The organism is Mesorhizobium sp. ISC25 (assembly GCF_042295465.1).
Lineage (GTDB): Bacteria > Pseudomonadota > Alphaproteobacteria > Rhizobiales > Rhizobiaceae > Mesorhizobium.
The window spans coordinates 4,929,377-4,951,204 of the sequence record NZ_CP135441.1 but is presented as its reverse complement, the minus strand read 5'-3'; the positions used below and the strand labels follow the sequence as shown (position 1 = coordinate 4,951,204).

Below are 21,828 nucleotides of genomic sequence, written 5' to 3'. Positions count from 1 at the left end.
GCGCTTGCGTGGGCGGGGAATGGCTTGGGCGAGCCGATCCCACGCAACAGTGTCCCGTGGCCGACCTTGAGCACGTCCACCAATGCGAGACCTTTCACCGCGGCGCGAACGCCTGCGCCGCGGTTCGACCCGAGGTAAACGCAATGGAAATTCCACCTGCCGCAAGCCGCGCACTTTTGCGGCATCGACGTTATTGCTGCGAAGTGCGCCTGGGCGGGCGGATTTGCCGGTGTTCAATTCCAATTGTCATGCCCTTCGCGATCCTTGCTCAGGAAGTGACAGCGTTTTGAGTTTCGCAAGTCTTGTTTTGCGGAGCCACACAGAGACCCGCGTGACAGGCAGGCTCACCCGTGTAGTTGGCCAGGGCTTGGAGCAACGAGGTGAGGTAGCGCTGTTTGGTTTGGTCCGGCACTGGCTCCGAATGGTCCAGCGATTTGATTGCCACCTCGATCAACTCGATCGCCCGGTCCTTGTTGCCGCTCTCGTAATAATACTGAGCGGCCGGAAAGTAACACCCGAATTTAAAGTCTCCATCGCCTTGCGGAGGATTAAGTTCCAGGATCTGTTCGGAGAGCTCCTTGCCCATCGCAAAGCGATCATCATGCGGAAGATGGGAGTTGTCGATCGTGGGATGGAAGAGTTGGTTCAGCGCCATCACCACCCAAGACATCGCTTCGAACTTTTTGTTGATCGCGTCCTCGACCAATTCGCGCATAAGCGGCAAGCCGGTTTTGATGTCGCGCAGCTTGTGAAGCAGAATATCCGCATGAACCCGCCGAAAATCAAAAGAGTCTGGCATCACGGCGAGGCCTTCTTCGATGGCCAATAGTGCCGCTGCCCAATCCTCGTCCTGCATCGCCGGCCCAAGTTTGGCGTATATCGGCTGACTCAGCGACGATTCGCGCACACGCGAGATTCGCTTTGCATCGACGGCTTTCGCTTCATAGCTGCTGCGCCAGCTGCCGTTAAGGACTTTCGGCAAAACGTCATCGAGAGGTGCCGGGTGGCCGATATAAGCGATGTGGCCGTCGCGGTCGACCACGAACGAGGTGGGAATCCCGAATGAAGAGCTGGGTTCCAGCCAGAGCTTTTTCATTTCGCCAGTGCAATCGAACGCTGTCCGATAATTCAGATTCGGGAACTTCTCGGTCAGCCAGGCATCCACGTTGGTCCGCGCTTCGTCCGCGGTTGCAGCCTTTTCGCAAGCTGCGACTCCGATAATCTCAAATCCGCTGTCTTTATATTTCTCCTGCAGTTCGATCAAATGGGGCATGGCGTGGACACATGGTCGGCACCAAGTCGCCCAAAATTCAACGAGGTAGACCTTGCCGGGCCGAAGGCTCGTGAGGGGCTCGCCACGCAGCCAGTTCTCCACTTTGATCGCAGGAGCCGGGGACCCCATACGCAGTTCCATCTTGGTGTCCAAAGTCATTCCACACTTTCGTCTCTTTTGTCGCGGATATTTTCCAGTCAAAATCGGACACGGTCTCGAGGGCATTGCTCCCTCTCGCTTGCTTCAGCGGAGCTCTCACCGTGTTGCCGCACATCAAGCACGGCAAAGGGCATGCCAACCCTTCTTAGCTTCGGCAAGCGCCGGTACCGCCTTGAATAAGCGAGCCCTAACACGGCCAGCTGACGTTAACCTGAATGTCGGCTTTCGACGGCTCACCTTAGCGGCTGCCGTTTAGGAAGGTGAGAGTTTGGCTGGCCCGCTGGCGATAAGACCGGCTTCGGCGTCCTGGAGTAGTCGCACTTCGGCGATGGGGTCGAAAGTGCGGGAGAGGCTCGGTACCCTTGCAGCCACCGCCGCATGTGGCCCGGCGTCATAATTCGCGTCGCGGTTGCCAACGGCGGCGTTGGGCTCGATCCACGTGGCGTTGAGCCCGACAGCACGTAAAGCTGCATCGTGATTGAATGCCCTTTGCTGTTTCACGCCAAGCAGGAGTCGCGCGACGCTACCTTGCTCAAGCGCGAGCAGAGCGATCTGACGCCGTAGGAATATTGCTCGTCCCGCTTTTGCCGCCAGAGGCGGAAATCTTTCCTGAATGCCACCGCCGATCATCAATATCGACGAATCATATCCCGCTGCCCATTTGTTCGACTCCGAGGTCGGGCCAGCACTCCGTCAAGGGACGGTTGATGAACCCTAGATGCTCGGGATTGGCGCATGGCGCGCGCCGCAGAAGGCTGTCAAGGATGCGGCGCGCTCGCCAGGCCAGCAGCCCAAAGTTCGGATCAGCCAGCCCGCGCTGTCCAAGGCAGGCGTTCTGAACGAAAAGGCGTCGGTCTCGCGGTCCGTCCCAGTACACCGAAAAATCCTCACCGATGGCGAGCTCATTGCCGATCTGTTCGAGGCGATCTGCGATCGGTTCTAGGAAACCCGGCAGCGGTTTCTCGTACCCGGTGGCCAGGATGACGATATCGGCGGTTACTTCTCCGATGTTGTCCAAGCCGCGTTGCAGCGTGAGCCTGTGCCCTGCTCCGGCATTGATGCAGCGCGACACGTTGCAACTTGGCCGCAATGTGATCTCGCATTGGTGTGGCTCGAGAAAGGCGTGGCGGTAGAGCGCCTGATAGACCGCGCGCAACTTGCTTTCTGAAATGCCCTCGGAGGCAAGCGCGAAACGCCGCAGGAACAGCTGTCGATGCACCTCGCTCATCGCAGCAAAACGATCCGAGAAGCATGGCGTGAACAGCCCGTTTGTGAACGCGTGGTCGTCGAAAGGCATCTCGCGCGTCAAGACCCATGTGATCGCCGCGGGCCGCCGTTCTTTCGGCCGGCCGACAAGGTGCAGTAGCAGCTCGGCTCCCGACTGTCCGCCGCCAACAACGCAGACATGCTTTTTTTGCACCTCAGGATTGATGTGGGCCAACTCAGATGAGTGGAACAGGTTGGGTCCAGTCCAGCCATGAAACTGAGGCGGAATTTGCGCCTGCTTGCCTATGTCGATGACGAGGTTTCTTGCATCAAGGACCGCGTTGTCCGTCCGCACGCGAAACTCGCCGTCGAAGCGGATTTCGCGAACGGCCTCGCCGCCACGGACAAGCGGATTCTTCTGGAACGCCCAGTTGAGATATTGGGCGAACTCGGCTCTAAGCACCCCGTGAAATTGCGCATTGAGGAAATTGTAAAGACGCCCGTTCTCGTGGAGGTAGTTTACGAATGTGTAGGCTGATCGCGGATTGACCAGAGTAACCAGATCCTGGAAGTGGCCGACCTGGAGCTCCGCGCAATCGAAAGCGCTGCCTGGATGTCCTCGGAAATCGACCTCCCGGTCCAGGAACAGTGCCCCTTGCGCAATCTCTTCCTGTATCTGACACGCAAGGCTCAAATTAGATGGTCCAGCACCCACACCAATACAAAAGAGGTCCACTTATCCTTACTCCTCTGGAGTGTTTTCCAACTCAGCGGCATGTTGACGTCGATCGCCGGGCATTGAGCAATGCGAACCTCACAGGCATGCTTGAGCCGCGGTCCCGACTGAGAGGACAGCAAAAGCGTGTGCCGCCTTCCAGGTCTTGGGCTCAATGTCGGCGGCATCGACAGCGGCGCGGCGTGATCCGAACCCAAGAGCAGAAGGAAAGTGTGTGATGCTGTCGCGCGGCTCTTCCGGATCTTACGGCGGCTTCTAGCGCCGGCCTCCACCCCAGGAGTGGCTGTTTCCCTGCCACGACGGAAGCGGCTCTTTCTTTCGAGGGGCGTAACCATGGATAACGGCTCTTAATGCTTTCGGAGACTCCCATGCATGCGGCGTGCCGGATAAAGACCTGTCAAACCAACGAGTTCGCGCAGTTCCAGCTCGTCTGGAATCCGACATTGTCGCACGCCCGACGATCGGGCAGGGGAAGCTCCGCGGCAGCGGCCCTTGCACACCGCAGGCTGACAGGGACAGCCGCCGATTTGACGCGCGTCCGGGTACTGATAAGGGGCCTTCCAACAGGGTTCGCGCACGAGGCGGGGTCTCCTGGTACACCCGCCCTGTGGCTTGGCTGCGGTCTGCTGCAGCCGTTCGTCTTTACTGCCCGTTGCGGACGATCTCGCACGAGTTGGTTCACGAGAGCGTCGTGAAGCAGTCGAGGCGTCCGGTTTGGCTCTGACAAGCGTCGCAAGATGTTCGCGGATCCAGCCATGTCTCCGCAATCCGACCGGTAACCGACGACGACTTCGGACTGGTTGGCGGTCCTACGACCTGATCGGTGTTCCTACGGAGCTGATCAGCGAGCCAAAAACAGCGGCAATGTGGTCTTCCCAAAGCTCCAGCTCGGCGGACCGCCGAAAATCCGCTCACGCAGCCCACGGCTGCCATAAGCACCCATGACCATCATGTCAGCACAGATGTCGTTCGCGTGCTGGGTCAGCACTGTGCCCGCCGATTTGCCGGCGCTCTTAAGCAGGTCAACGGAGACCCGAGCACCGTGCCGAGTAAGATAGGCAGCGATGTCAGCTCCAGACTGCGCGCCTTTCCCGTTGTTTTGCGCCTTTGGATCGACCATAGCGACACAGACTTCCCTGGCAGCGGATAGGATACTAAGAGCTTCCCGAACCGCACGCGAGGCCTCTACACGCGAATCCCAGCCGACCAGCACGCGTCGAGGCGACAGCGTCGCCTTAACGCCCTTCGGCACGATGAGCACCGGCTTTCCGCTATCGAACAAGCAGCCGTTGACAACAGGAGGTCCGAGAGTCTCATCGTTGAGGAGGTCTCCTCCAACGATCGTCAGGTCAGCGCAGAGCGCCCGCTGTCGTGCCACTTCACCGAGGCTAGCCGGATCGCAATAGTCGGTGTCAACGTCACAGGAAAGCGACATAGCTTTCAGCCTTTTGAGGATATCCGCGGACCGTCTTTCCATTCTGGTCACGTCCTGTGAAAATTTCTCGATTTGCTGAAATCGATAGTTCGGTACTGCAATTGCCTGTGCACGTCCTGTATTCCATTCGGGGGGCGGAGAGGACATCAAGAGCAATGGAGGCGGTATAATCAGTACCGATAGGTGCGCGCCGACCTCGGCACACAGTCCGGCAGCTGTTGTGAGGTCCTCATCAGAATGATCAGCACCCGTCACACTGAATATGCTTTTAAATTCCATTTGCCTGCTTCTCCTGGTCTTCGTTAGGAGCGCCTCAAAGCGGCAACACCGCTCTCAGGAGGAAGAGAGAGCGGCACCACATTCGATCACCGATTTCAGTCGTCCGGCTTCTCGAGCGAGTAGCCGGCCGACCTGACGGTGCGAATGACGCTGCCGGGCAAGGCCGTTTTCAGCGCCCTCCTGATTCGGCTGATATGGACATCGACGGTGCGTGCACCGACATGAATGTTGGGCAGCCAGGCCGCCCCGATAAGCTCGTCCCGGCTGAAGACCTTGCCGGGGGCCTCAATCATAAGCCGCAGCACGTTGAAGTCGATCCGTCCGAGATGGATGTCGTGGCCATTACCGCGAACCCGATGGGCATCGAGCTTCATCTCCAGGCCTCCACAACAAATCCAACTGTCGTTTTCAACCCCGTTCGGACCACGCTTGGTCAGCCCGAGCCTCGACCGCAGGCAGTCGAGCAGCTTGGCCGGAGCCACCGGCCGCACAAAGCTCTCAACGCCTGCCTTCAAGAGATCGAGGTGCTGGTGCTCGGCGCCAGGCGCGATCAGGGCGATGATGGGCAGGTCGGTGGTGCGCGGTTCCCGCTTGAGGTGGGCGCAAATTGCGGACCCGTTTATGCTGGCTGGGTCGCAATCCAGCACTACGGCCTGAAGCTCCCGTTGTTCGGCCAAGGCCAGCGCAGCCTTCGCGCCGTCTGCCGTCTCACTGCTGAAACCGTCAACCTCCAGTATGTGGCTGTAGAGCAGATAGAACTCGGCATCTTGCGAGCAGATCAGGACCAGCGGCTTTTTCATCGGCGATACCCCAACAACCTGGTCGGCCTCGAGTCCCTGGATCGAGGGGACTGGCCAACATAGTTTCTCGGGTCCGTCATGATGGCCTTTCTCGAAAATCGCGCCCATCATGCCAGCGCCACGTGGGGAAAGGTTTCGATGACAGAAATCGCATCGTCGACCAGCTTCGTACCGGCCGTGGCGAGCTTCAGGAGCGTCTCGAAGCCAAACCGGTGGACATCGCGCAGCGTTTTGGACAAAACGACCAGCCGTCCGGTCGTGAAAAGCACCCGACCAAAACCCTCATGGCTCACCTGGATCATCGGCGATGCCATAAGGCCGCAGCGCTCCTCGATCGCAAGCCCGATGGCGGCGTAGTACTTGTCGAGCCTCCACAGCACGTCGGGATCGGGATCTCCGATGATTGGGATCCCTCGGCGCTGTTCCTTGGTAATGATGAAGTCGCCCAGCAGCTCAGCGTCCGCTTTGCGTTCCCACGAGCCATAGGAATCCTGAGAACGGATCAGCCGCACGAGGCATTTGACGAACGGGGTGCAAAGAGCCGCCTCGTCTTCGGCGACAGCTGGGGGGATTGCGGGGTCAGGCATTGGCGTCCTCCTCTTTTCAGTCCTCGTCCTCGAAGGACGGTTTCTTTTCGGCAATGCCCGCTCGCGCCAGCACCTTGCGCAGCCAAGGCGGAGGACACGTCCTGAGCATCATCTGCGTGCGCAAGAGCACCTGTGGGATCGATTGGGACTCCGCCACTTTGATCGGGTGGATTTTTGCCGCGACAAGCTTGGCTGCCGAAGGGCCGCCAATTGCCAGACAAAACAGGATCTGACAGCCCTTGAGCGCATCCACCTTTGGCGTGATGCGATCATCGCGCTCGGCCCGATGCTCCCCGCTTTCATCGGACACGTCATCGAAGGCCACGGCTTCTACGAGATTCCATTCCTCGCGCGTCACGTCGTAGACAGCAAAGCGCCTGGCCGACCCGAAATGGGCGTTGAGGTCCTGCATGTCCTGAGTGGCGATCGCAACGCGCAATGCGCCCTTACGTCGTTCAGGCATCGGGGCGAAAACCTCACTACTGACCAGCGAGAGGCGGCGAACAGCGTTCATCGTGATATTTCTCGATTACGGAGTGGATCAAGCGCCTCAGGAGTGGGCGCGTGTTGGTTGGCCTGGAAGATGCTGGCGACCTCGAAGATCATGTCTCGGGTGCCCTGATAGAGAATTGCGAGCTTGTGCTGGCTGCCTAGTCGATCGAAGACCGGGAACCCGATGCGCATGAGCGGAATTCGGAGCCGCTCCGATGCTTGGCGCCCGTGCGAATGCGTGACAAGCAGGTCAGCACCGACGGCAAGACTTTCCAGATCGCCGAGATCGCCGATCTGAACCGAAACCGCCGGGACTTTCTCGAGAATTTTAGACCTGTCGGTCGTTGTGACGGCCGCGGCTATCTCGGAGCCGAGGCCAGCAAAGAAGGTCGCAAGTTGGAACAGCTGGTCTGGTTCGGCAGCGATGGCAATTTTCTTGCCGCCGAAATGGAAATGTCCGTCGAGCATCGCGTCCTGCAATTGCGCCCGGCGCCGGCGCACGCGGGCCGGTACCGCCGCGCCCGAAATCGCAGACAGCAGCGACACGAAGCGGTCCGTGTCCTGCAGCCCAGTCAGTGACTGGAACAACACGTAAGGCACGCCGGTCAACCCGTGCAGCGCTTTCGCCGGGCGGCGCATGTGCTCACCGATGGCGATGCATTGCATGGCCGTGCCCAACTCGCGAATGTCTTCGACGCTGGTGCCGCCGTATGTGGTCGCTACCCAGCGGTCAGGAACCGTACCGTCGAGCGAGCCTGAAATGTCGGGCAGAATAACCGGCTTGAGCCCAAAGCTTTCAACCATGTCACGCATATGCTCGATGTCGGCGACAGTGAGGTTGCATCCGGGCAGGATCGCGATCTTCTTCGGCTGCCGCGCACGTTCGCCCGAGCCTGTAATCCCTTTGATCATTGCGGTGACTGCCTTGGCCCAGCCCTCTTCGATCGCGCCGTCAAAATCCGGCGTGTTGGCCAGCACGACCTCCGTACCCGCAAGCTCTTGCGTGTGCTTCAGCTTGATGTTCGCAATATCACTCGCGCAATCTTCGCCACGCGTCTCCACCAGCGCGGTCGTGCACACCCCGATCAGCTTTGGCTTCGTGCGGTTCTTGAGGTTGAGGATGGCTTCTTCAAGATGGTCGGCAGCGCCGAGGATGGTCGCCACCTCATCCATCGCTGTTGTCTGCAATGGAATCGTTTCTTTGAAGTGCCGTACGAAGAGCACGAGCGCGAAGCTTGTGCATCCCTGGCTGCCGTGGAACAGCGGCATCGCGCCGTCGACCCCAAGAAAGGCAAAGGCGGCACCCAGCGGCTGCGACGACTTCAGCGGGTTCACCGCCGCGGATTTGGTCTGGGGAAGGATGCGGGCCATCGGTCGCCTCAACACTCGCTGAACTCGTGTGCCGTCGCGCCGGCGAATTCATCGAACAGGTGCCCGGACTCCTTCTTCGTGCATGGCAGTTCGTCTTTTAGATCAGGCTGGCAATCCCACGGGGCCGGCTGGCGCACCTGAGACCAGACCGGATTGTGAATGGCGAGGTCGATCTGGCGTACGAGTTCCACCATGCCGGCATAGCCGGCATAAGGGTGCTGGCGCTCCTGGTTGATATCGAGCCAGGGCGTCTTGGCCTTGAGCGCAATGAATTGCGTGCGACCGCCCGACAGCATGATATCGGCCCTGTGTTCAGAGAGCATGGCGTACAGCTCGCGCGCAGCCATGTATTCGAACATATGCTTGTCGTGCTTGAGAACTTGTTTGATGCGCTCCTTGTCCTGCACCGTAGATTTCTTGACCGAGGTGCCGACGATCTCGATTCCGATCTCCATCAGCGCACGGACAACCGACCAGGACTTCACACCGCCTGTGTTGAGCAGCACGCGCTTGCCTTGGAGCCTTTGCCGGTAGGATTCGAGTTTCTTCCACGCGATCGCCTCCTGCTGCGCGATCAGCGTCTCCGTGCGCTCGAGGATCTCCGGATCGGCGCCCTTCCTCACCAGCAGCCTGACAAGGTTGCGAAGAGCTTGCGATGTGTCGGAGATGCCATAGAAGGAGCCCTCGAAGAACGGGATGTCCCAGCGCTCCTCCATCTTGCGGGCAAGACTGATCAGCGCGGTCGAGCACACGATCATTGCCGCCCGGGCGCGGTGCGCGGAAGCAATGTCGCGGTAACGCGCATCGCCGGGAATGCAGGCGCGCACCCGGATGCCGAGCCGATCGAGGAGCGGCTTTACAAGCCAGAATTCGCCCGAGAGGTTGAATTCGCCAAGGATGTTGATGTCGTAGGGCCCGGGGTCGTCGGGTTCGACCGTGCCGATGACATGATCGAGCAACGCCTCGGCGGCGAGCTTGTTGCCGAGGTTCTTGGAGCCTGCCAGGCCAGGCGCATTGATCGGCACCACGGCCAAACCGAACTTTTCCGTGGCGCGTTTGCACACGGCCTCGATGTCGTCACCGATCAGCGCCGTTACGCAAGTTGAGTAGACGAAGATCGCCGGCGGCGCGTATGTGTGCTTGATCTCGCGGATCGCCTTGAAGAGTTTCCGCTCGCCCTGCCCCATCACCAGGTCGAGTTCGGTGAGGTCGGTCGTGAAGCTTGTCCGCCACAAGGTCGGCCCTGACGAAACCGCACCACGGTTGTCCCAAGAATTGCCCTCGCAGGCGAGCGGCGCATGGACCAGATGCGCAACGTCGGTGATCGGCTGCAGGACGATCTTGGCTCCGTCAAAGGCGCAGCCGCCGGCTGCCGCCCCTGGTGTCAGCGACTTCGAGCAGCCCTCCTTGCGCGCCTTGGCATCTTTGCCACGGTTCTTATCGCAGGCGGGCTCATCGAAGGCGTCCTTGATTTTGGCGCTGAGGGAGGACATCGCTCAGCCTCCCCAGTCCATTGGGCAAGGAATGGCCTCGGCGAAAAGCCGGCCACGGCTCTTAGCGCGTGAGGTCATAGGAATAATCCGTCACACCCGTCTCGCTCGTCTCGCGATCGAGTTTGTCGAAGATCTTGTCGAGGATCGTCGTCAGCACGCGCAACGCGCCCTGGTAGCCAAAGAGCGCAAAGCGGTGATGATGGTGCCGATCGAAGATCGGAAACATCAGCCGGATCAGCGGCGTTCCGGTGTCGCGCTCCAGGTACTTGCCGTAGGAATTGCCGATCAAAAGGTCCACCGGCTCGGTAAAGAGCAGCGAGCGCAGCGCCCACAGGTCCTTGCCCGCCCAAACCTGGGCAGCCTTGCCGAAAGGCGAGGATGCTAGCAGCTTCTTCAAATCGGCTTCCCATGCCGAGGTGCCATTGGTGGCGAGGCAATGGGTTGGCTCGCCGCCGGTCTCCATGACAAAGCGGGCCATTGCGTGAACGAAGTCGGGATCACCGTAGATGGCGTATTTCTTACCATGCAGCCAGGATTGGCTGTCCGCCATGGCGTCTACCAGTCGGCCGCGCTCGAGGCGAATTGCCTCGGGAATCTCCTTGCCGGAAATCGCCGCGACCTCCATCAGGAATTCGTCCGTCGCCTGAACGCCGAGCGGATAGTGGAACGAGGCCGTCGCCTGCCCGACCTCCTCGCAATAGCCCAGTGTCTTTCGGGTGTTGTGATGCTGCAGCGAAAGCGTTGCCTCGGCGTTGAGGGCCTTCTTCACCTCGTTGATCTTCGTGCCCCCGTCATACATGCGGTATTCACCGTCCGAAGGCGTATCGAACTGGTCAGAGGCATCCTGGATCAATGTATAGGACACGCCCATTACATCGAGCAGGCGCTTGAGCTCCCGGTTGTTGCCGACGCAGAAGCCGTCGAAGCCCGGAATGATGTTGATGGTTCCTTCGATTTGCGTACGCTCCTGACCTTTCCAGAAGTGCTCCAAAATGCCTTTGACCATGTTGTCATAGCCGTCGACATGACTGCCAACGAAGGCCGGGGTGTGGGCAAAGGGCACGTCGAAGTCGCGCGGGACTGAATCTTCGTCCTTGGCGTTCTGGATGAAGCTGTGCAGGTCGTCGCCAATGACCTCTGCCATACAGGTCGTCGACACGGCAATCATCTTGGGGTCGTAGAGCTGGTAGGTGTTGGCGAGCCCGTCGACCATGTTCTTCAGGCCGCCAAACACCGCCGCATCCTCGGTCATTGAGGAGGAGACCGCCGCGGCAGGCTCCTTGAAATGGCGCGACAGGTGCGAGCGGTAATAGGCGACGCAACCTTGGCTGCCGTGGACGAAGGACATGGTTCGCTCGAAGCCGGCGGCAGCGAATACCGCACCCAGCGGCTGGCAGGCCTTGGCCGGGTTCACGACAAGCGCTTTGCGGGCGAGGTTCTTTTCGCGGTATTCCCACGTCTGGGTGAAATCGCGCTGATCGGAAACGATTTCATCGGGGTGCGGACATTCGAAGTTTAGCTTCTTCTCAGCGAGCATCTTTCTGTATTCCGGCTCGCGGAACAGGGGAGCGTGATCGAGAATTTTTTCAGCCGACTGCGGCATGATGATTACCTCTTTTGCATCTGGCTGCGCGGGACGGCAGCTCAGGACGTCAAGACGTTCCAGGCTCCGGCGGATCAGAGGCCGCGGGAGTTCACCGTCTCAGTGGGAGACTGGGGCTGAAGCAAATGTTTATTCGGCAGCCATCGCCCGCTCATCGCCCCGGCTTCTTTTCCAAGGCGCGTGGAATAGGTCCCAGACCGGGTTGTTAATGGCGAGATCCACATCACGTGCGAAAATGGCAAAGCCATCGTAGCCGTGATACGGGCCTGAATAATCCCAGGAATGCATCTGGCGGAACGGTATGCCCATCTTCTGCACCGGGTATTTTTCTTTGATTCCCGAGCCGACCAGATTTGGGCGAATCCCTTCGATGAATTTCTCCAACTCATAGCCGGTCACGTCATCGTAGATCAGCGTGCCGTTCTTCACGTAGTGGCCGGTGCGCTGATAGTCGTCGCTGTGGGCGAATTCATAGCCGGTGCCCACGATGACCATGCCGAGGTCCTCGTAGGCCGTGACGACGTGGCGGGGGCGCAGGCCGCCGACATAGAGCATCACGGTATTTCCTTCCAGGCGCGACAGGTACTTGGCGATGACCGCATCAACAAGCGGCCTGTACTTGGCAATGACCTTTTCGGTCTTCTCCTCGATTTCCGGCCCAAAATGCTTGGCTATGTTGCGCAGAGAGGCTTCGATCTGGGAGGGACCGAAGAAATTGTACTCCATCCAGGCGACGCCATACTTTTCCTCCATATGCCGACAGATGTAATTCATCGACCGGTAGCAGTGGATAAGATTGAGCTTAGCCTTCGGGGCGCGCTCGATCTCTGCGAGTGTGGCGTCACCCGACCAGTTGCCAACCACGCGCAGCCCTATCTCCTCAAGCAGTATGCGCGAGGCCCAGGCATCGCCGCCGATATTGTAGTCGCCGATGACGTTGACGTCGTAGGGGCCGGCCTCGAACTTGACATCCTTTTTGTCGAAGACCCAATCCCGGATTGCATCATTGGCGATGTGGTGGCCAAGCGACTGCGAGACGCCGCGGAAGCCCTCGCAGCGTACCGGCACGATCGTCTTGTCATACTCCTTGGTCTTTTTGCGAGAAACGGCCTCGGTGTCATCGCCAATCAGGCCGATAGGGCATTCGGACTGCACGGTGATGCCGTTGTTGAGCGGAAACAAGACTTCAATCTCGTCAATGATCTGTTCCAGCTTCTTGTCGCCGCCGAAGACGATGTCCTTCTCCTGGAAATCGGAGGTGAACTGCATTGTCCCGAACGTGTCGACGCCCGTTGTACCGACGTAGTAGTTGCGGCGCTGCGACCAAGAATATTGGCCGCAGCCGACCGGGCCGTGCGAGATATGGACCATATCCTTGACTGGCCCCCACACCACGCCTTTCGAACCAGCATATGCACAGCCGCGAATCGTCATCACCCCGGGAATGGACTTGATGTTCGATTTGACGTCGCATTCGGAAAGGACCTCGCTTTCCCCGCCAGCCTCGTTGCCGCTCTTTGCGACGTTGAGGTGCTTCTTGCGGCGCTTCGCCGCCTTGTCGGGATAATGCGACAGCACCTCTTCGATAAGCTTCGCATGAAGAGCACCGTCATTCTCGTATTCCCGGCTCATGAGTCCCCCTTTCAAGGTTGGGTGACGCCTCAAAGAATAGGCGCCGTTCTCTGCAAGGCGCGCCGATTCATGGCAGCGCTAATGTCACTACTGGGCCGCCGCCTTCGCCGCTTCCTTGGAGTGAAGCTCGGCAAGCATCTGCTCGTCGGTCTTCATGATGCCGAAGTCGAGCAGCATCTCCTCCAGCTCCTCCATGGTGATCGGCGTCGGGATCGTACCCTGGCCCGAATTGGCGTGGATCTTCTCGGCCAGAGCGCGGTATTCCCCTGCCTGCTTTGAGTCCGGCGCGTACTGGATCACCGACATCTTCCTGAGTTCGGCATGTTGGACGATGTTGTCGCGGGGCACGAAGTGGATGAGCTTGGAATTCAATCGGCCAGCCAGTGCTTCGGCCAGATCGAGTTCGCGGTCGGTTTGACGTTCATTGCAGATCAGCCCGCCCAGCCGCACACCGCCCGAATGGGCATATTTGAGGATGCCCTTGGCGATGTTGTTGGCGGCATAGAGCGCCATCATCTCGCCGGACATGACGATATAGATCTCCTGGGCCTTGCCTTCGCGGATCGGCATGGCGAAGCCGCCGCATACCACGTCGCCGAGGACGTCATAGGAGACATAATCGACATCGTCATAAGCGCCATTCTCCTCGAGGAAATTGATCGAGGTGATGACGCCGCGGCCGGCGCAACCGACACCCGGCTCGGGGCCGCCGGACTCCACGCACTTGATGCCTCTGTAGCCCACCTTGAGCACGTCCTGGAGTTCGAGGTCTTCCACCGAGCCTTCCTGTGCGGCGAGATCCAGGACGGTATCCTGAGCTTTCGAATTCAGGATCAAGCGTGTGGAATCGGCTTTGGGGTCGCATCCTACGATGAGGATTCTCTGCCCGAGGTCGACAAGGGCAGCGAGCGTATTTTGGGACGTGGTGGACTTGCCGATGCCGCCTTTTCCGTAAAAGGCGATCTGACGCAGACCTGACATAATAGCTTTCCTTCCTTCGTTCTAATTATCGCGACTGCCCGCGACACAAGTGCCGATAGGCAGCTCGTGCCGCCTCACACCAAGCATCGCAAAAAGCGTACCAGCGTGATCGGCCGATCCCAGAAGAAACTTTGTCATTAAATTCCAGCCGCTTAGACGGCGGCAAAACGCGCGAACGGGCCTTTCAGGCGTCTGTCACGGACACGACAAAGCCGACACAGATTGTCGTGCGCCATCCAAACCGCCGTGTGTCGAGCTCGAAGCGGGAGAATGGGGAAGTTAGCCCAAAGCTGATGGCGAGACCATCGGAAGACATCGGCTCTTGTCTTTCCAGCCTGCCATTGATCGGGCGGTCGCTGGATGAGCAGGAGCCTGGGGCTTGACCGCGGCGCGGGTAGTTCAGGCAGGCTTACAGAGCGGGAACGCCGGCGGCCGATAGACATCCGCGCTTACCCTTTCATAGCCCGTCTACAAGTTGGTTCCGCCGACGCGCTATATGGAAGCCAAATAATTCAGTAGCTTAGCCGAGAGCATTGATTTTTTCAGAAAGATACGTGTTATACGCGTATGAACCGCCGAACCCATGGTCGGCGCCCTCATGCGCGTGAGACCCCGTTGTGGGCGAGGCTCGCGACTGGCTGCACGATCCTAGCCGGCCTGCTTGCCATTGAGTTTGGTCCCGCCGCGGTAGGCTGCGGCATCAAGGGCAACATCAGCTACAACACTGGCAAGAAGATTATCACGTTCTTGGACAGGAATCTTACTGGGAGACACGCATCAACCTATTGAAGGGCGAGCGGTGGTTTTGTTCAGAGGAAGCTGCACGAAAGGCGCCCACGGGGCCGCCACGATCGCAAAGTGTGTACAAAAGCGCCCTCTCTGCCGAACTGAACAGTGCTCACGGCCATAGCCTCGGATGAGCCCGACTGGCTTGACCTCTGCATGATGAGAGCAGCTTTTACACCAGGTGCGCAGCACATGTCTTTAACGAACGCATCGTCTTCAAGAATATAGAGAGCAATTCGGAAAACCGAGTAGTTGGCGGCGAAGCTAGGAGAAGGTATACACCACCCTCTTGTTACCCCAGAGTAGAACGTGCAGCTGCGGCAAGACGCGGGCTTCGAACCACCTGTCGCTGGTCACCTTTTCTACCAGCGGTTCCATGCGCATCATATTCCGTCCGACTCGACAGAGACGTCTTCATTACCACGGCGGGGCGGCGTGTGATTGCCGGGTTGCAGACAAACCTCGCCGCGACGTCTTTGGGACGAGTGGTGCCGGCACCGAATCCCTATCATTTAGACTAGCCAGCTTGGGGAGCGCCGTCAGACCGCCAGACCGGAAGAGGAGGCTTCGCGCCAAGTTGTGCCAAGAATGTTGGACCGTGCGGAACCGCTGGGGCGGCGCTCAACTCTGGCGCAGGATGAAGCGTCGATTGGGTGAATGACTAGGGCGCGCGTTCGACGGGTAGAGTGAGGTAAATCGCTGGATGTCTGCCGGATCAACGTCAACCGGTTCCATCGCCACCATCCACTCGACGTTTTCGGTGCACGGCGGCGTCGTCAGTGAGCCTTCATAAGTCCAATAGCCAAGCGAGGCTGGCAGAAGCCAGTTGGGATTCACCTCGTCGATCGTCACCTCCCCATTCGGCAGTTCGGGAAAGGCCGCAGCAAGGGCAGCAAAGCTGGCATTTGTCGCGCCGGGCGTTAAAAAGACGCCCAGCACGCCCAGAGTACCACTTTGCGTGTCCTTGTGAACGAAATGCACCTCCATCGGGAAGCTCTTGCCCGCCACGTGATGTTCGCTTGGCGCATGGAAATGGAACTGTACCAGTTCGTAGACACGATCGCCGCGGGTCAGCGTGCTGCCTTGTGGCATATTGATTTGAATGGTGTGGCCGTTGTTCACCATATTGCCGCCGCCCTTGTGCCAGCCGATGGCGATATGCGGGATATCCGCCTTGACCGCGCTGTTGATATTGATCGGCGATTGCTGCGTGCCGGCAGAGCATACGAAATTTTCCTTATCCAGATCAGCCCAGTGCTCCGGTCCGACCGGACCGGTGTACCCCCAATGGGCACTGGTCGCTTGGGCGGCTTGAACGCAAATCCGGCATGCGCCGAGCGCAACCAACCCTTTGATCAGGTGACGACGATACATATTGCTTTTGCTCCTCTTGCGAACTGATGTTGGTGGCTGCCCTAATGGACGCGTGATGGCCAATCGGCGCGGCCACTATTGTCCTTTGCAACTGATGGATGCCCGCATGCCTTGGCGTGCTTTCATAAGTGCGGCTCCCGTTTCTCGGCTGGCCGGCTTCTGCAGCCCGCAACGGGGGCAGTTTCAACCAGCTAAACGATAAAAAATTTGAGCAGACCAGCGCTTGACCCCCGCCGCAAAGGCACAGGCGAAGGTGATCACTGCGCGGCTGCCGCGCGCCTGAGGCCGCATCGCTATACTTTACACTCGCTGCCCAAGGAGACGCAGGCGACCCCAATACGTTTTCATCGCTACTCCCGACGCAGCCGACGACGCCACGAAAACGTTGCTATATTTCACGTTGGGCCAGTGAGGAAATCGATCTTCTTTATGGAAGGCATTTGCGCAATGGATGCATTCCCATGCTGACAGTCGTGCGTCAGGCCGGACAATGAGATACATCGATAAGAGCTGGACAAGGATGAGGGGATGACGTGCTTGCGACGGAGCAGGTGGGGCGAGAAGGCCAGTTCTTGCGGATTTCAACTTTGCGTGACGACAGCTCATCGGAGTCAAGGTGACACACGCCGGCAGCGGGGTGTCCGGGCGGTTTCCAGCCGCACAATCGCGAGACCGCTGACGCGAACAAAGCTCGGCTGTACTCGGCACGCGAAGAGAGCCTGCCAAGCCGTTGGAGCCCGGCCTTCCGGTGCGACGCAAGCCGCAGACTAGACCGCCCTCTTGTTACCCCAAAGCAGAACGTGCAGCTGCGGCAACACGCGGGCTTCGAACCACCTGTCGCTAGTCACCCTTTCGACAAGCCATTCCATTCGCATCATTATTCCGTCCAAGTCGACAGAGGCGTCTTCACTGCCAGGGCGCGGCGGCGTGTGATTGCCGGGTTGCAGATAGATCGGAAGGTGCGGATATCTCGCCGCGACTTCTTTGGCGTAGGCATAGTCACTCTCGTCGAAAACGACGAGCTTGAGCACGATTTGCGGCTTCTCTTGCGCCGCTTCGAGGCATGCATCAAACGCAGCCCAACGGGTCGTCATCTCGCTGGACGGCGGCTTTGGGCTAAGGGTCAGCACGTCAAGATCCGCAAACCACTCCCTCACCACGGAACCCTGCGTTTCCAGTGCAAAACGATAGCCCTCGCGATGGCCGCGTTCTATGAGGGGACCGAACGGCTGAATGGCCGGGTTGCCGCCTGACAAGGAGACCATAACCGGCCTGCCGCCGGAAAGCGCATGGACGGTTTGCCACACGGCATCGATCGGCATCGGTAGCCATTCATGGCGATACTGATTGTCCACCGCGTGAAGGCTGTCGCACCATGAACAGCGATAATCACATCCGCCGGTTCTGATGAACACCGTCGGCAAGCCGATGAGCACGCCCTCGCCCTGGATAGTCGGCCCGAATATCTCGCTCACACGGATTGCGGGATGCATGTCGGTCACGGACGGTATTCCGCCCAAGTTTTCGGTGTTTCGCTAACGCGCACGGCCGCGGTCTGCGGCAGACGTGCCTTGCACCATTCATAGAAATGTCTGGCCAGGCATTCCGCCGTGACCTTCTCATGTCCCAGCACGTCGTTGAGGTGCCGATGGTCGAAGCTCTCGTCAATGTAGCGTTTGAGCGGCGCCAGATCGTGATAGTCGCGCACGAAGCCGTGGGCGTCCAGTTCCTTGGCCGACAGCTGCACTACGACGACATAGTTATGCCCGTGCAGGCGCGCGCATTGATGGTTGGGAGGCAAGGAGGTGAGCTGATGCGAGGCCGAGAAGTGGAATTCCTTGCTGATGTGGAACATTACGCGCGCCTCCTGCGCAGCGCCTCAAGCCAGAAATCGGCGTCCTCGTAGTCGGTGGGATCAGCGTGCCCGGCGAGATGGAACGCTTCGCGCCGCTCGACGCAGGTCCCGCATCGTCCGCAGTGACGCACGCCGCCCTTGTAACAGGACCAGGTCTCAGCAAACGGGGTGCCGTATCTTGCGCCATCCGCAACAATGTCAGCTTTTCTGAGATTCACATACGGTGCATAGAGGCGTATCTGCGCATAGCCGTCGAGCGCGCGGTCTTGCATTGTCTGGAAAGCTTCAATGAAGGCCGGACGGCAATCGGGATAGATGAAATGGTCCCCACCATGCACGGCCGCCGCCACCGCTTCGGCGCTGTGGGCGGCGGCGAGACCGAAGGCGATTGCCAACATGATGGCATTGCGGTTCGGCACCACCGTAATCTTCATCGTGTCTTCGGCGTAGTGGCCGTCCGGCACGTCGATACTGCTAGTCAGCGCTGAGCCGGAAAGGCCACGGCCAATTTCGCCGATGTCGATGATCTGGTGCGGGACCTTCAGTCGCTGCGCGCAAAGAGCGGCGAAGCCCAATTCCTTCCTGTGCCGTTGGCCATAGTCGAAAGATAGAAGGCCGGTGAGTTCGTGCTCCGCTGCCACCATGTGAGCAAGGGAAACGGAGTCCAATCCGCCAGAGCAGACGGCGAGAGTCTTCATCATTGGTATCCTTGTTTTGACCGGGTAAGGCTGCGACCGGAGATTTCTCTGCGCCCCCACTACTCCAGCGACTCAGTTTTGTGAACCGGGAGAATTTGCGCTCAGCCCGATTGGAACGGGAGTGCGTCGCGTCCAACACGCGTGATCAATAAAAGTTGAGCGCTTCAGCAGTTTGTTTCGCATCGCGCCAACTTTCGCAACCTGCTGTCCGATCGTCGACTTCGAGACAAGGTGATGTTCGGCCGACATCGGCTGGCTCTTAATTAAGCCGCAGAACACATGTTGGCTTTCTGGCCTTCGCTTGTGCGGTTGGCGAGGGCGACATGGATGCCAGCAAATTTGACATTGGCGACATCCGCCTGGAGAACCCTGCGCGGCGCGATTGAGGCCGCAGGCGAGCCTGCTCTACCTGCCGCCCTACAGTCCCGACTTCAATCCGATTGAGAACGCCTTCGCCCAACCTAAGGCGCTGCTGCGAGCAAAGGCCGAGATAACCATCAAGGCTCTATGAGACTGACGTTGCCCCAGCAGTTTTGAGTTCGTTTCCGGCGTGGGTTGTGCCCTGCTGGGCGGGTGAAGCGACGGGCGCTGGCGCGGAGCCCTTGGCATAGCGCAGCGCGAGCGACCGTCGCGGATTGAAGGTGCTGGCGAACTTGGCCGGGGTCTGCCAGGGGGGAGTGCGGCCGCGCGGTGTTGTAGTCGGCGTGCCACAGGGCGATGGCTACGCGCGCCTGAGCCAGCGAGGTGAACAGCGTCTCGTTGAGCAGTTCATCGCGCAGTCGGCCGTTGAAGCTCTCGATGAAGCCATTCTGCATCGGCTTGCCGGGCGCAATGTAATGCCATTCGACGCGGTTCTGATCCGCCCAGGAGAGGATGGCGTTCGAGGTGAACTCGCTGCCATTGTCGCTGACGATCATCCTGGGCCGGCCGCGCTGGTGATGAGCCGGTCCAATTCGCGGGCAACCCGCATGCCCGAGAGAGACGTATCAACGATGAGTGCCAGGCACTGTCTCGTGCAGTCGTCGACGACGGCCAGGATGCGGAAGCGGCGCCCGTCGGTGAGCTGGTCCGATACGAAGTCGAGCGACCAGCGCTCGTCGGGCCTCAGCGGCACCAGCATCGGCGCCCTGGTCCCGATCGCCCGCTTGCGGCCGCCACGGCGGCGAACGGCGAGCTTCTCCTCCCGATAGAGCCGGAACAGCTTCTTGTGGTTCACGACCAGGCCCTCCCGCCTCAGCATCACGAGAAGACGCCGGTAGCCGAACCGGCGACGCTCCTGCGCGATCGCCTTCATCCGCTCGCGAACCTCCCGGTCGTCCGGCCTGCTGGTCTGGTAGCGAACCGTCATGCGGCAACAGCCGATGGCTTTACACGCCCGCCGTTCGCTCATCCCGAAGCCTTCCTTCAGGCGAGCGACAGCTTTCCGCTTGGCGGCGGGCGTCACCATTTCTTTCCCACAAGGTCCTTCAACGCGGCATTGTCGAGCATGGCGTCGGCCAAAAGCCGCTTCAGGCGCGTGTTCTCGTCCTCCAGCGCCTTCAGGTCGCCGAGCCTCGGAGACATCCATCCCGCCGAAGCGGGCCTTCCAATTGTAGATCGAGGCGTCGCTGACCCCGTGCTTGCGGCACAGATCGCCAACCGATACCCCGGCCTCGTGTTTCTTCAAAATTCCGATGATCTGCTCTTCAGAGAAGCGGCTGCGTTTCATGTCCTGGTCCTCTGGATGGGCCAGAACGAACTTCAAACCGGATTAGATCAGAGGGGCAAGGTCAGGACGCCTCGGCGCGGTCGTCGACCTCTTCACCCCAGCCGAATGTGCCAACTACTTCAAAGCCGCAGGATATGACCTGGATCAGATAGGACGTGCTCCAATGGTTTACACCTGACACAGGAGTCCGGCCCCCACAACCGTTTCGCAATGAGGAGCAGCGCTGCCGCTGCTCCTCCAATCACACGACGGATTCACGATGCGGCAACTCGAGCCATGATTTCGGATCGAATGGCCGATGCGGTGTATAGTGAGGCATCCAGCGGCAAATCTCCAAATGCCAGTTGACACAGAAGATAATTAGCACCTGCCTCTTCCAGCTGATCAAGGAGAGCTTTTCGGACAGAATCTGCCGTTCCCACGACGCACAATTCACTTTCAATTGCTGCATCGAAGTTCAAAGGCAAGTTTGGTGGAGTGGAAATGGCATTTAGTTCGTATAGAAATTTGAAGCTATTGAGCCATCGTTCATAGGCAGGTGCTGCGAGCAAATACGCATCTGTTTCAGAACGCCCTATCACCACCATTCGGAGCAATCCAAGAAATGGCGCTTGCTGGCCAATGTCAGCATCGTGAATTCGGGCGGCGCGGAACGCGTCGGTAACGCTGCGAACAGAAGTGGAGGGTCCGACGCAGGCGATGTTTGCCCCATTCGCAGCGGCCCAGCTAGCCGGCTCGGGTCGATTGGTGGCGATCCATGTCGGCGGATGGGGATATTGGTGAGGTCTCAACGTCAGCGGAACATCTTTCAACTCAAAGTGGCGGCCCTGATAAGAAAGCGTCCCGCCTTTCATCGCATTGATGAGAATCTCACTGGCCTCCGCATACTGTTCTGGTGCTGCTTCTACAGCAACCCCGAAGTATCCCAATTCAGTGGGAGCAGAGCCGCGCCCTATGCCGAGTTCAAGCCTGCCGCCGCTCAACTGATCAAGCATGCAGATCTCCTCGAAGGCACGCAGCGGATGATAGAGCGCAAGTAGCATTACCATGGGACCAACACGAAGACTGCGGGTTCGCTGGGCGACGCTCGCTAAGAACATATTCGGTGATGGACCTCTGCCATGCGGGGTACAGTGGTGCTCGGCGAGATGATACGCATAAAAGCCAAAGCCATCGCACGCTTCTGCTAGGCTCAGCCGATCTGCATATTGCTGTGCGATGTCATCGCCGTTTTCGTCCAGATGATCGAAGATGCCGAAGGTCAGGCCCGAAGCGGAAATTTTCTTCAATTAATTGCTCTCCAAATTACCAATTATTTGTTCGATAAAATCATAGCTCACGACATATCAACACCTATTAC

At 59.2% G+C, this 21,828-nt stretch carries 17 protein-coding genes and 3 pseudogenes; 1 reads left to right on the top strand and 19 read right to left on the bottom strand.

What is annotated here, in order from left to right; translation table 11 throughout:
* Positions 1–268: 268 nt before the first annotated feature.
* The 17 genes and pseudogenes from RQ479_RS24350 to queC form a co-directional block, all read right to left on the bottom strand.
* On the bottom strand, positions 269–1,432 hold the full coding sequence (locus RQ479_RS24350) for a TlpA disulfide reductase family protein (protein ID WP_245265444.1): 1,164 nt from the start codon (positions 1,430–1,432) through the stop codon (positions 269–271).
* 252 nt (positions 1,433–1,684) lie between these two features.
* On the bottom strand, positions 1,685–2,065 hold the full coding sequence (locus tag RQ479_RS24345; protein ID WP_126080606.1) for a hypothetical protein: 381 nt from the start codon (positions 2,063–2,065) through the stop codon (positions 1,685–1,687).
* 10 nt (positions 2,066–2,075) lie between these two features.
* Complete coding sequence (locus RQ479_RS24340) at positions 2,076–3,374, bottom strand: lysine N(6)-hydroxylase/L-ornithine N(5)-oxygenase family protein (protein ID WP_024505269.1); 1,299 nt, start codon at positions 3,372–3,374, stop codon at positions 2,076–2,078.
* Positions 3,375–4,215: 841 nt separating this feature from the next.
* The gene (locus RQ479_RS24335) at positions 4,216–5,088 is read right to left on the bottom strand and encodes a universal stress protein (RefSeq protein WP_127230841.1); all 873 of its coding nucleotides are present in this window, start codon (positions 5,086–5,088) and stop codon (positions 4,216–4,218) included.
* Positions 5,089–5,183: 95 nt separating this feature from the next.
* Positions 5,184–5,888 (bottom strand): response regulator transcription factor, encoded by a 705-nt coding sequence (locus RQ479_RS24330; protein WP_024505268.1) that lies wholly within the window; start codon positions 5,886–5,888, stop codon positions 5,184–5,186.
* Positions 5,889–5,995: 107 nt separating this feature from the next.
* On the bottom strand, positions 5,996–6,475 hold the full coding sequence (locus RQ479_RS24325; RefSeq protein ID WP_024505267.1) for a NifX-associated nitrogen fixation protein: 480 nt from the start codon (positions 6,473–6,475) through the stop codon (positions 5,996–5,998).
* A gap of 16 nt (positions 6,476–6,491) precedes the next feature.
* Positions 6,492–6,989: a nitrogen fixation protein NifX gene (gene nifX / locus RQ479_RS24320; RefSeq protein ID WP_024505266.1), complete on the bottom strand. Its 498-nt coding sequence runs from the start codon at positions 6,987–6,989 to the stop codon at positions 6,492–6,494.
* Complete coding sequence (gene nifN, locus RQ479_RS24315) at positions 6,986–8,338, bottom strand: nitrogenase iron-molybdenum cofactor biosynthesis protein NifN (protein WP_024505265.1); 1,353 nt, start codon at positions 8,336–8,338, stop codon at positions 6,986–6,988. The genes nifX and nifN overlap by 4 nt, the downstream gene beginning before the upstream one ends.
* 8 nt (positions 8,339–8,346) lie before the next feature.
* Positions 8,347–9,831, bottom strand: coding sequence for a nitrogenase iron-molybdenum cofactor biosynthesis protein NifE (nifE, locus tag RQ479_RS24310; protein WP_024505264.1), 1,485 nt, complete (start codon positions 9,829–9,831; stop codon positions 8,347–8,349).
* A 61-nt stretch (positions 9,832–9,892) separates the two neighbouring features.
* Complete coding sequence (gene nifK / locus RQ479_RS24305) at positions 9,893–11,434, bottom strand: nitrogenase molybdenum-iron protein subunit beta (RefSeq protein WP_024505263.1); 1,542 nt, start codon at positions 11,432–11,434, stop codon at positions 9,893–9,895.
* A gap of 129 nt (positions 11,435–11,563) precedes the next feature.
* A complete protein-coding gene (gene nifD, locus RQ479_RS24300; RefSeq protein ID WP_024505262.1) occupies positions 11,564–13,066 on the bottom strand; it encodes a nitrogenase molybdenum-iron protein alpha chain in 1,503 nt (500 codons plus the stop codon).
* Between the two features lie 87 nt (positions 13,067–13,153).
* Complete coding sequence (nifH, locus tag RQ479_RS24295; protein ID WP_024505261.1) at positions 13,154–14,047, bottom strand: nitrogenase iron protein; 894 nt, start codon at positions 14,045–14,047, stop codon at positions 13,154–13,156.
* 1,050 nt (positions 14,048–15,097) lie between these two features.
* Positions 15,098–15,294 (bottom strand): annotated as a pseudogene (locus tag RQ479_RS24290) (7-carboxy-7-deazaguanine synthase QueE); the annotation flags it as partial.
* 160 nt (positions 15,295–15,454) lie between these two features.
* Entirely contained in the window at positions 15,455–16,207 is a 753-nt protein-coding gene (locus tag RQ479_RS24285) for a carbonic anhydrase (RefSeq protein WP_024505260.1), read from the bottom strand.
* A 767-nt stretch (positions 16,208–16,974) separates the two neighbouring features.
* The gene (gene queE, locus RQ479_RS24280; protein ID WP_164752747.1) at positions 16,975–17,700 is read right to left on the bottom strand and encodes a 7-carboxy-7-deazaguanine synthase QueE; all 726 of its coding nucleotides are present in this window, start codon (positions 17,698–17,700) and stop codon (positions 16,975–16,977) included.
* A gap of 5 nt (positions 17,701–17,705) precedes the next feature.
* Positions 17,706–18,062 carry a 6-carboxytetrahydropterin synthase QueD gene (queD, locus tag RQ479_RS24275; protein WP_024505258.1) on the bottom strand — a complete coding sequence of 119 codons (357 nt, stop codon included), beginning with the start codon at positions 18,060–18,062 and terminating at the stop codon, positions 17,706–17,708.
* Entirely contained in the window at positions 18,062–18,760 is a 699-nt protein-coding gene (queC, locus tag RQ479_RS24270; RefSeq protein ID WP_024505257.1) for a 7-cyano-7-deazaguanine synthase QueC, read from the bottom strand. Before queC ends, queD begins: the two co-directional genes overlap by 1 nt.
* Before the next feature lie 394 nt (positions 18,761–19,154).
* Between queC and RQ479_RS24265 the strand changes: the two are divergent.
* Positions 19,155–19,268, top strand: a pseudogene (locus tag RQ479_RS24265) (transposase); the annotation flags it as partial.
* Here RQ479_RS24265 and RQ479_RS24260 read toward each other — a convergent pair.
* Both RQ479_RS24260 and RQ479_RS24255 read right to left on the bottom strand, forming a co-directional pair.
* Positions 19,266–20,468, bottom strand: a pseudogene (locus tag RQ479_RS24260) (IS3 family transposase). The pseudogenes RQ479_RS24265 and RQ479_RS24260 sit on opposite strands and share 3 nt — an antisense overlap.
* A 254-nt stretch (positions 20,469–20,722) precedes the next feature.
* Positions 20,723–21,757: an LLM class flavin-dependent oxidoreductase gene (locus RQ479_RS24255; RefSeq protein WP_081714418.1), complete on the bottom strand. Its 1,035-nt coding sequence runs from the start codon at positions 21,755–21,757 to the stop codon at positions 20,723–20,725.
* Positions 21,758–21,828: the final 71 nt, after the last annotated feature.